This is a genomic window from Microcystis sp. LEGE 08355, assembly GCF_015207185.1.
Classification (GTDB): Bacteria; Cyanobacteriota; Cyanobacteriia; order Cyanobacteriales; family Microcystaceae; genus Microcystis; species Microcystis panniformis.
The window spans coordinates 1-7,285 of sequence record NZ_JADEXI010000211.1; the positions used below are offsets into that span (position 1 = coordinate 1).

Consider the following 7,285-nt stretch of genomic DNA (forward strand, 5'->3'; position numbering starts at 1 on the left):
CCCCACACCCCACACCCTGCCCCCACAAAAAACTTTTTGCCGCAAACCCTAACTACTGGTTCACGGTAAATCCGTCGCCCCCATCAAAAAGCGATCGCATTCCCTGGCAGCCCCGCGGCCTTCATTAATCGCCCAAACCACCAAACTTTGACCACGACGACAATCCCCCGCTGCAAAGACTTTCGGTAAGCTAGTGGCAAATTGACCGTGTTCGGCCTTGATATTGCTGCGGGCATCCTTTTCTAGTCTCAAATCATCGAGTAAAGGCTGTTCTGGTCCTAAAAATCCCATGGCCAATAGAACTAATTGCGTCGGGATGACTTTTTCTGTTCCTGCCACTGGTTGGGGGATAAACTGTCCTTTTTCGTTGCGTTGCCATTCCACTTGTACCGTGTGAATCCCTGTGACGTTACCCTGGCTATCCCCCTCGAATTTGGTTGCTGTGGTGGTATAAACCCGGGGGTCATCGCCAAAACGGGCGGCCGCTTCCTCTTGTCCATAGTCCAGACGGTAGATTTTCGGCCATTCGGGCCAGGGATTATCGGCAGCCCGTTCTCGGGGCGGTTGCGGCATAATTTCTAATTGGGTGACGCTATGGCAGTTATGACGCAGGGAAGTCCCCACACAGTCGGTTCCCGTGTCGCCACCGCCGATAATTACCACGTCTTTACCCGCAGCCGAGATAAAATCTTCCCCGGGCTGTCCGTCTAATAGTGCTTTTGTATTAGCGGTGAGAAACTCCATGGCGAAGTGAATACCCTTTAATTGGCGACCTTCGATGTTTAAATCCCGGGGTTTGGTGGCTCCGGTACAGATAACCACGGCATCATATTCGTTTAATAGGTCTTGGCTGCTGATATCCTTGCCCACTTCTGTGTTACAGACCATTTTTACCCCTTCCTGTTCGAGCATCTGGAGACGACGCAGAACCACTTCTTCTTTATCTAACTTCATGTTGGGGATACCGTACATTAATAGACCCCCGGGACGGTCGGCCCGTTCGTAAACCGTCACCCAGTGACCGGCTTTATTTAACTGGTCGGCGGCCGCTAATCCAGCAGGTCCGGAACCGATTACGGCCACTTTTTTGCCGGTACGGATTGCGGGGGGATTGGCAGTAATCCAACCGGATTCCCAACCCTTGTCGATAATCGAACATTCAATATTTTTGATCGTAACGGGGGGATTATGAATACCGAGAACACAGGAACCCTCACAGGGGGCGGGGCAGACTCTACCGGTAAATTCGGGGAAATTATTGGTTTTATGGAGGCGATCGAGGGCTTCTCGCCACAATCCTCGATAGATTAAATCATTCCATTCGGGAATCAGGTTATTAATCGGGCAACCACTGGCCATGCCACTAATTAGCGTTCCCGTGTGACAAAATGGTGTACCACAATCCATACAACGGGCGGCCTGATTGCGGAGTTTATCTTCTGGCATGGGAAGATGAAACTCATCCCAATTATGAAGGCGATCGAGAGGGGTAAGTTCGGAAGGAAGTTCACGCAGGAATTCGATAAAGCCAGTCGGTTTGCCCATAGTCTTTGTTATCTCTGTCGTTTATTCCCTATCTTCCTTCACAGTTCGATCGATCCCGCAACTTTACCGATTTCTTTAATCTTATCGGCAACTCACTGGACTAACAGGCGGTAATTTTGACAAATTGGGTAATTAACTATTGAGTTAAAAACAGGCGATTTCAAGAGGAAGGGGGCAATTCTAAGGGGATAGCCCCGATTATTCCCTTGCGAAAATCATTGAGTAACTGCATGGCTGCCCTTTCTTTATCTTCTTGATATTTGAGATTGGCCAATTTTTCGATAAAATCTTCCCCGGTTATGTCTAGAGTATTCAACCCATAACGAGATTGTAAAAGACCTTCATAGTGTAATTCTATTAATAAATCGACAAAAGCCGCCGCTATCCTTTGGTTATCATAACCAGCATCGCCAATATCCTCACAGATAGCTAATTTCACCGCATCCCTTTGATTATCTAAACGGGAAGGAATCACCCCCGGCGCGTCTAATAATTCTAAGGTGTCGGAAATTCGTACCCATTGTAATTGTCGCGTTACTCCGGCCCTGCGGGCGCTGGCGACGACTTTTCGCCCTAATAAACGGTTAATCAGGGCAGATTTGCCCACATTGGGAAACCCAATCACCACGGCACGCACTGGACGCGGTAACATTCCTCTTATTTGACGTTTTTGGTTAATTTCATCGCCAATTTTTTCCGCCGCTTTGATAATTGCTTTAACTCTTTCTCCCTGTTTAGCGTTAGTAAAATAGACGGTTTTTCCTTGACTTTTAAACCATGTTACCCATTGTTGATGGGCAGATTCGGGAATCATATCGAGACGATTTAAGATTAACAAGCGCGGTTTATTGCCAATCCAATCGTCCACCTGCGGATGATGGGAAGCTAAGGGAATGCGAGCATCGCGCACTTCTAAGACCACATCCACGAGTTTAAGATGTTCCTTGAGTTTTCTTTCCGCTTTGGCAATATGACCAGGATACCATTGAATTAACGACATGGGAGATGGGAGGATAAAATTTAATTTTATCAGGAATAGTCCCTAGATAGCTATAATTATCTGAGAAAAAGTTTAGTAATTTCACTGCAATTATAACAGGATTATCGATGACTAATTTAAAAAAATGGCAAATTATTAAATCTGAGCTAGTTTTTCAGAATCGTTGGTGTCAAGTCCGTCAAGACGCGGTGAAGTTATCCTCTGGACAGGTTATCGACGATTATTTTGTCAATATTCGTCCTGAAATTGTGTTAGTTGTTCCAGTTACTGGGGATAATCAATTAGTTTTTGTCCGTCAATATCGTCACGGAGTGAAGGAAATTTTATTGGAATTTCCTGCCGGAGCAGTGGATGCGGGTGAAGATAATATTACTGCGGCAGCGCATCGGGAATTCGAGGAGGAAACTGGTTATCAAAGTGATTCTCTAATAGCTTTGGCTGTTTTGTACGATAATCCTGTTAAAGATACTAACAGAATTCATATTTTTTTGGCTCTTAATGCTACTCCCACAGGTCAACAAAAGTTAGATGTCACCGAGGAAATTGAAGTTATTCTTCGACCTTTACAGGCAATTAATCCACAGGAAATTACCGTCTCTGGTAGTTTAGCTGCTTTCTATCTAGCGAGGGATTTTTTAAAGCAAAATTAAGTAATTCTAGCGGTTATCTTAATGGGGAGATATGAAGTTTTCGTTTATTCCCACTTCCCCACTCCCCGCTCTCCTACCTCTGCGCTTTTCTCTACTGTTTGAACAGGATTTGTATTACTTTAAGTTTTATTTTTTTCACTTGTCTATGAGTAATTTTTTTATGATTGCTGGCTTTATTCTATCAGCTTATGCGATTGTTGCCAACGATTCCCTACAAACTTTAGGGACTTTTTTAAGTGCCAATGAAGAACGTCCCTGGTGGATTTTATGGCTGTACACCAGTATAATCTTAGCCTCGATTTTTATCGCTGGTTGGTATATTAATCAGGGAGATGTGGCTTATAATCGACTAGAAATGATTCCCTTCCCAGAAACTTTTACTTGGATTTATATCGTTCCTCCCTTAGCAATTTTAATTCTCACCACTTGGGGAATACCTGTGAGTACAACCTTTTTGGTTTTAACAGTTTTTGCTCCCCAATCTCTAGATGAAATGTTAGTTAAATCCGCTTGGGGTTATGCTATTGCTGTTATAGTGGGGTTAGTCATCTATCGAATTATTTATCAATTAGAAAACTTTTTCCTAGAAACAGTTAATAAAGAACCTCAAAAAATCTGGGTAGTTTTACAGTGGTTATCCACCGGGTTTCTCTGGAGTCAATGGTTAATGCAAGATTTTGCTAATATTTTCGCCTATCTTCCCAGAAAGTTAGCAGCAACATGGTTAGTTTTATCTCTAACAGTTATGCTACTCCTGCAAACCATCATTTTTATTAATCATGGTGGTCAAATCGAGAAAATTGTCACTAGCAAAACTAACGCCCATGATCCGCGTTCTGCAACAATTATTAACTTAATTTATGGCTTAATTTTACTGTTTTTCGTTGGCTATAATCATATTCCCATGAGTACCACTTGGGTATTTTTAGGTTTATTAGGAGGTCGAGAAATTTCTCTGACTTTAACCAGAGAAACCCCTAATTTAGCCGCCACGGGTAAACTGGTTTTAGGGGATGCCTTGAAAGCTTTTATCGGTATGATTGTTAGTGTTACTATCGCTCTTGCTTTACCTCTACTCGCTCAAAAACTTAACTATCTATAGGAAGTGGGGTGTGGGGTTTGGGGTGTGGAGTGTGGGGAGATGTAAATTAAGAATAACAAGATTGGGGAGATAGGTGATCGATTGATGCCCCGGAGTGATAAAGTTTTCTATTACTGATAATCTCGAAATTATCGTTCAACCAGATTAAAGATGCTTCTGTGACTAGACCTTCTTCAAGAGTGACTAGGGAAAAATTGCGAGATTTACCCGTATCGGAGTGGAGAATGCGAGGGACACTAGCAGCATTCAGATAAACAGTTCCCATCTCGGAAGTGACCACGGGATTGCGTAAACGGGAAGTAGTATGACGGAGACGGTGGTGCATATGACCGAAACTGACGAGAGGAACCTGTTTTCCTAATAGCTGTGCTTGTGCGATGGCCGCCGCTAAATCCGGATCCCCGTGGTCCCCTCCCAAGGGTTGCCAATCGCGACCACAGATAGCTTCCGCTTCCTTTCCCAGTCCGGCTGGACCATTGTGACCTAAAAAAATCAGGTTATTATAGGCAGTATCTTGAATATTAGCGATAATTTTGGCAGTAGATTCGGCAAAACTGCTGATATTATAGCGTTCTTGAAAAAATTCCCCATTTTTCCACTCGGAACCTCCCCAAGTAAAAGGACGACCCCCAACAATCGAAAGCTCTAAACTGGGTAGGTCTAGTTTTGAGTAACCCACATGGGCAACCCCTAATAATTCTAACTGGGCGGTGACACGATCTTCTTGATTGCGATCGTAGGGACATTGTTTTCGTCCCCAGGAGGTGGCGCTATACCAAGCGTCATGATTACCGAGAATAACGGCTTTTGGTAAGGACAAACTAGCAATCCGACCGACAATTTCTAGGGATTCATTGCCAAAATCGCCGACAAATAGGGCTAAATCCACTTGTAAAGCTTCTAGTGCTAAATTATCTTCTATTTCCCATTGGTCGTGAACGTCACCGATGACGGCGATTTTATAGGTGCGAGGGAAAGAACTTATCATTACCAGTTATCAACTATCATTTACCATTAAAGATCATAACTAGGGTTTGCGGCAAAAAGTACGGGCGAAGCATTCGGATAGAAAATCTCCGGTTTCAGCGATAGGTTATTGCCCGAATGCTTCGCCCCTACAGGACGCGGGCCGATGAAGACGCAAGGTTTTGAACCACGATTCTCTCAAAATCTTGCATCTGTGGGGGCGAAACAGAACCCTAAAACCCTTACCTCGTCTATATTTCACATTTATTCAGCAAACCCTAACTAGGATTGGTAGTCGAAAACCGTGGGCAAGAAAGAGAGATTTTTTCTCAAACTACCAATGAAAAGGTAAAGATTTCAAACAAAGTTACCCACAGTCATCGGTTTGTTTGTAAATTTAGATACAGAATTATCAGGGTGATCTGTGTATGTCTTTACTACAATACCGCACTACTGCCGTTGTTACTTGCCCCCAAGCAAACACATGGGTACAACTCAGAATGCTTCCCTCTCCATACAGCTTTGATGAAGCGCTACTACTCTGTGAACAGGATCAGGGCCGTTGGGTGGCATGGATTCCCGATTTTGGCGAAATTATCTTGATCGAAGGGCAATTTGAGGGATAAACTAACTCTTGCTAACAATTAAAGCAGATAAACAGCGATCGATCACTTGTTTTAATACTAGAGCCGTCCAATCGATATCGGCTGCGCTGGTGTCCCTTCCCAGGGTTAAACGAATTCCCGCTAATGCTTCTCGATCGCTGTAGCCCATAGCTTTTAAAATTGGACTGGGGGAAAGTTTGCCGCTATGACAGGCGGATCCGGAACTAATGCCGATTCCGGCTAAATTAAGCTGACGAACTAGCTGTTTTCCCGTGATCTGACTGTTATCGTCGGGACGGACAATAAAGCTGACGTGGTGGGGTAAACGATAGAATCGGTCTCCCGTGGGTAGCAGATAAGGATAATCAGCTAAGAGGTCAAATAATCGATCTCGCAAGGCCATTAAACGCATTTTTTCGCTAATTAAGTCTTTTTGGGCTAATTCGGCCGCTAAACCGAAGGATGCGATCGCTGGTACGGCTTGGGTTCCCGATCGCAGACCTTTTTCCTGACCACCGCCCCGCAGTAATGGTAAAATATCGACACCGGCTCTGACGTATAAAGCTCCCGATCCTTGCATTCCATAAATTTTATGGCTAGAAAGAGATAATAAATCTACGGGCAGTTTCCGCACATCAATATCGCATCTTGCCGCCACCTGCACCGCATCGGTGTGAAAAAGAACACCCCTTTCTCTGGCAATGCTGCCCAATTCTTCAATCGGTTGTAGGGTTCCCACCTCACTTTGTCCGTAAATAATGGAAATTAAGACCGTATCGCTTTGAATTGCGGCTTTTAGGTCTAAAGGATTAACTCTACCTTGACGATTGACGGGAAGACGAGTAATTTGCCAACCTTGCTGCTCTAATTGTTTACAGGGTTCAGCGATCGCCGAATGTTCCACACTAGAAATAATTATATGACGGGGGCGGTTATAATGTTGAGCAACCCCGATAATTGCTAAATTATCGGCTTCCGTGCCGCCAGAAGTGAAGATAATCTGGTCCGGATTGGCATTAATTAACCCTGCTACCTGTTCTCTGGCCATTTCGATGACTGTCGCCGTATCCTGTCCCCAACTGTGTAAACTGGAGGGATTGCCCCAATGATGCTGGAGAATAGTGGCAACCCGCTCGATCACTTGGGGATGAGTGGGGGTAGTGGCGCTATAGTCAAGATAAATTTGCATTATTTTACAATCTGAGAAATGAGAGTCCAGACAAGCAGCTATTCTCAGTTTAGCGGCTTAAGAGATTAGAAAACGGGTTTCTTTCTTGAAGAAACCCGTTTTCTTCAAGAAAGCGGGTTTCTTGATCACAAAAACGACCGGCATAACCATAGCAGTAATCCTAATCATCACGGTGCGCTCAACACTACCTTATACTAAATCCTGTTTAAAAAGTATAGGATAGTGGGG

At 44.2% G+C, this 7,285-nt stretch carries 7 protein-coding genes; 3 read left to right on the forward strand and 4 right to left on the reverse strand.

What is annotated here, in order from left to right:
* Positions 1-60 precede the first annotated feature (60 nt).
* Together IQ242_RS12135 and ylqF are read right to left on the reverse strand one after the other, a co-directional pair.
* Positions 61-1,545: a glutamate synthase subunit beta gene (locus tag IQ242_RS12135; protein WP_193960144.1), complete on the reverse strand. Its 1,485-nt coding sequence runs from the start codon at positions 1,543-1,545 to the stop codon at positions 61-63.
* Positions 1,546-1,705: 160 nt separating this feature from the next.
* Positions 1,706-2,545 carry a ribosome biogenesis GTPase YlqF gene (ylqF, locus tag IQ242_RS12140; RefSeq protein ID WP_193960145.1) on the reverse strand — a complete coding sequence of 280 codons (840 nt, stop codon included), beginning with the start codon at positions 2,543-2,545 and terminating at the stop codon, positions 1,706-1,708.
* A gap of 107 nt (positions 2,546-2,652) precedes the next feature.
* Here ylqF and IQ242_RS12145 point away from each other — a divergent pair, with 107 nt between their 5' ends.
* Complete coding sequence (locus tag IQ242_RS12145) at positions 2,653-3,195, forward strand: NUDIX hydrolase (RefSeq protein WP_193960146.1); 543 nt, start codon at positions 2,653-2,655, stop codon at positions 3,193-3,195.
* A gap of 160 nt (positions 3,196-3,355) precedes the next feature.
* Entirely contained in the window at positions 3,356-4,297 is a 942-nt protein-coding gene (locus IQ242_RS12150; protein WP_193960149.1) for a hypothetical protein, read from the forward strand.
* A gap of 46 nt (positions 4,298-4,343) precedes the next feature.
* Here the strand turns inward: IQ242_RS12150 and IQ242_RS12155 are convergent, their stop codons facing one another.
* Positions 4,344-5,285 (reverse strand): TIGR04168 family protein, encoded by a 942-nt coding sequence (locus IQ242_RS12155; RefSeq protein WP_193960147.1) that lies wholly within the window; start codon positions 5,283-5,285, stop codon positions 4,344-4,346.
* Positions 5,286-5,691: 406 nt separating this feature from the next.
* Between IQ242_RS12155 and IQ242_RS12160 the strand changes: the two genes are divergently transcribed.
* Entirely contained in the window at positions 5,692-5,889 is a 198-nt protein-coding gene (locus IQ242_RS12160; protein WP_012264871.1) for a hypothetical protein, read from the forward strand.
* Position 5,890: 1 nt separating this feature from the next.
* On the opposite strand, the gene IQ242_RS12165 is transcribed toward IQ242_RS12160, so the two are convergent.
* Positions 5,891-7,057 carry a cysteine desulfurase family protein gene (locus tag IQ242_RS12165; protein WP_193960148.1) on the reverse strand — a complete coding sequence of 389 codons (1,167 nt, stop codon included), beginning with the start codon at positions 7,055-7,057 and terminating at the stop codon, positions 5,891-5,893.
* Positions 7,058-7,285: the final 228 nt, after the last annotated feature.

Coding starts and splice junctions, on each gene's coding strand:
- IQ242_RS12135 (WP_193960144.1), bottom strand. CDS start 1,545: ATGGGCAAACCGACTGGCTTTATCGAATTCCTGCGTGAACTTCCTTCC.
- ylqF (WP_193960145.1), bottom strand. CDS start 2,545: ATGTCGTTAATTCAATGGTATCCTGGTCATATTGCCAAAGCGGAAAGA.
- IQ242_RS12145 (WP_193960146.1), top strand. CDS start 2,653: ATGACTAATTTAAAAAAATGGCAAATTATTAAATCTGAGCTAGTTTTT.
- IQ242_RS12150 (WP_193960149.1), top strand. CDS start 3,356: ATGATTGCTGGCTTTATTCTATCAGCTTATGCGATTGTTGCCAACGAT.
- IQ242_RS12155 (WP_193960147.1), bottom strand. CDS start 5,285: ATGATAAGTTCTTTCCCTCGCACCTATAAAATCGCCGTCATCGGTGAC.
- IQ242_RS12160 (WP_012264871.1), top strand. CDS start 5,692: ATGTCTTTACTACAATACCGCACTACTGCCGTTGTTACTTGCCCCCAA.
- IQ242_RS12165 (WP_193960148.1), bottom strand. CDS start 7,057: ATGCAAATTTATCTTGACTATAGCGCCACTACCCCCACTCATCCCCAA.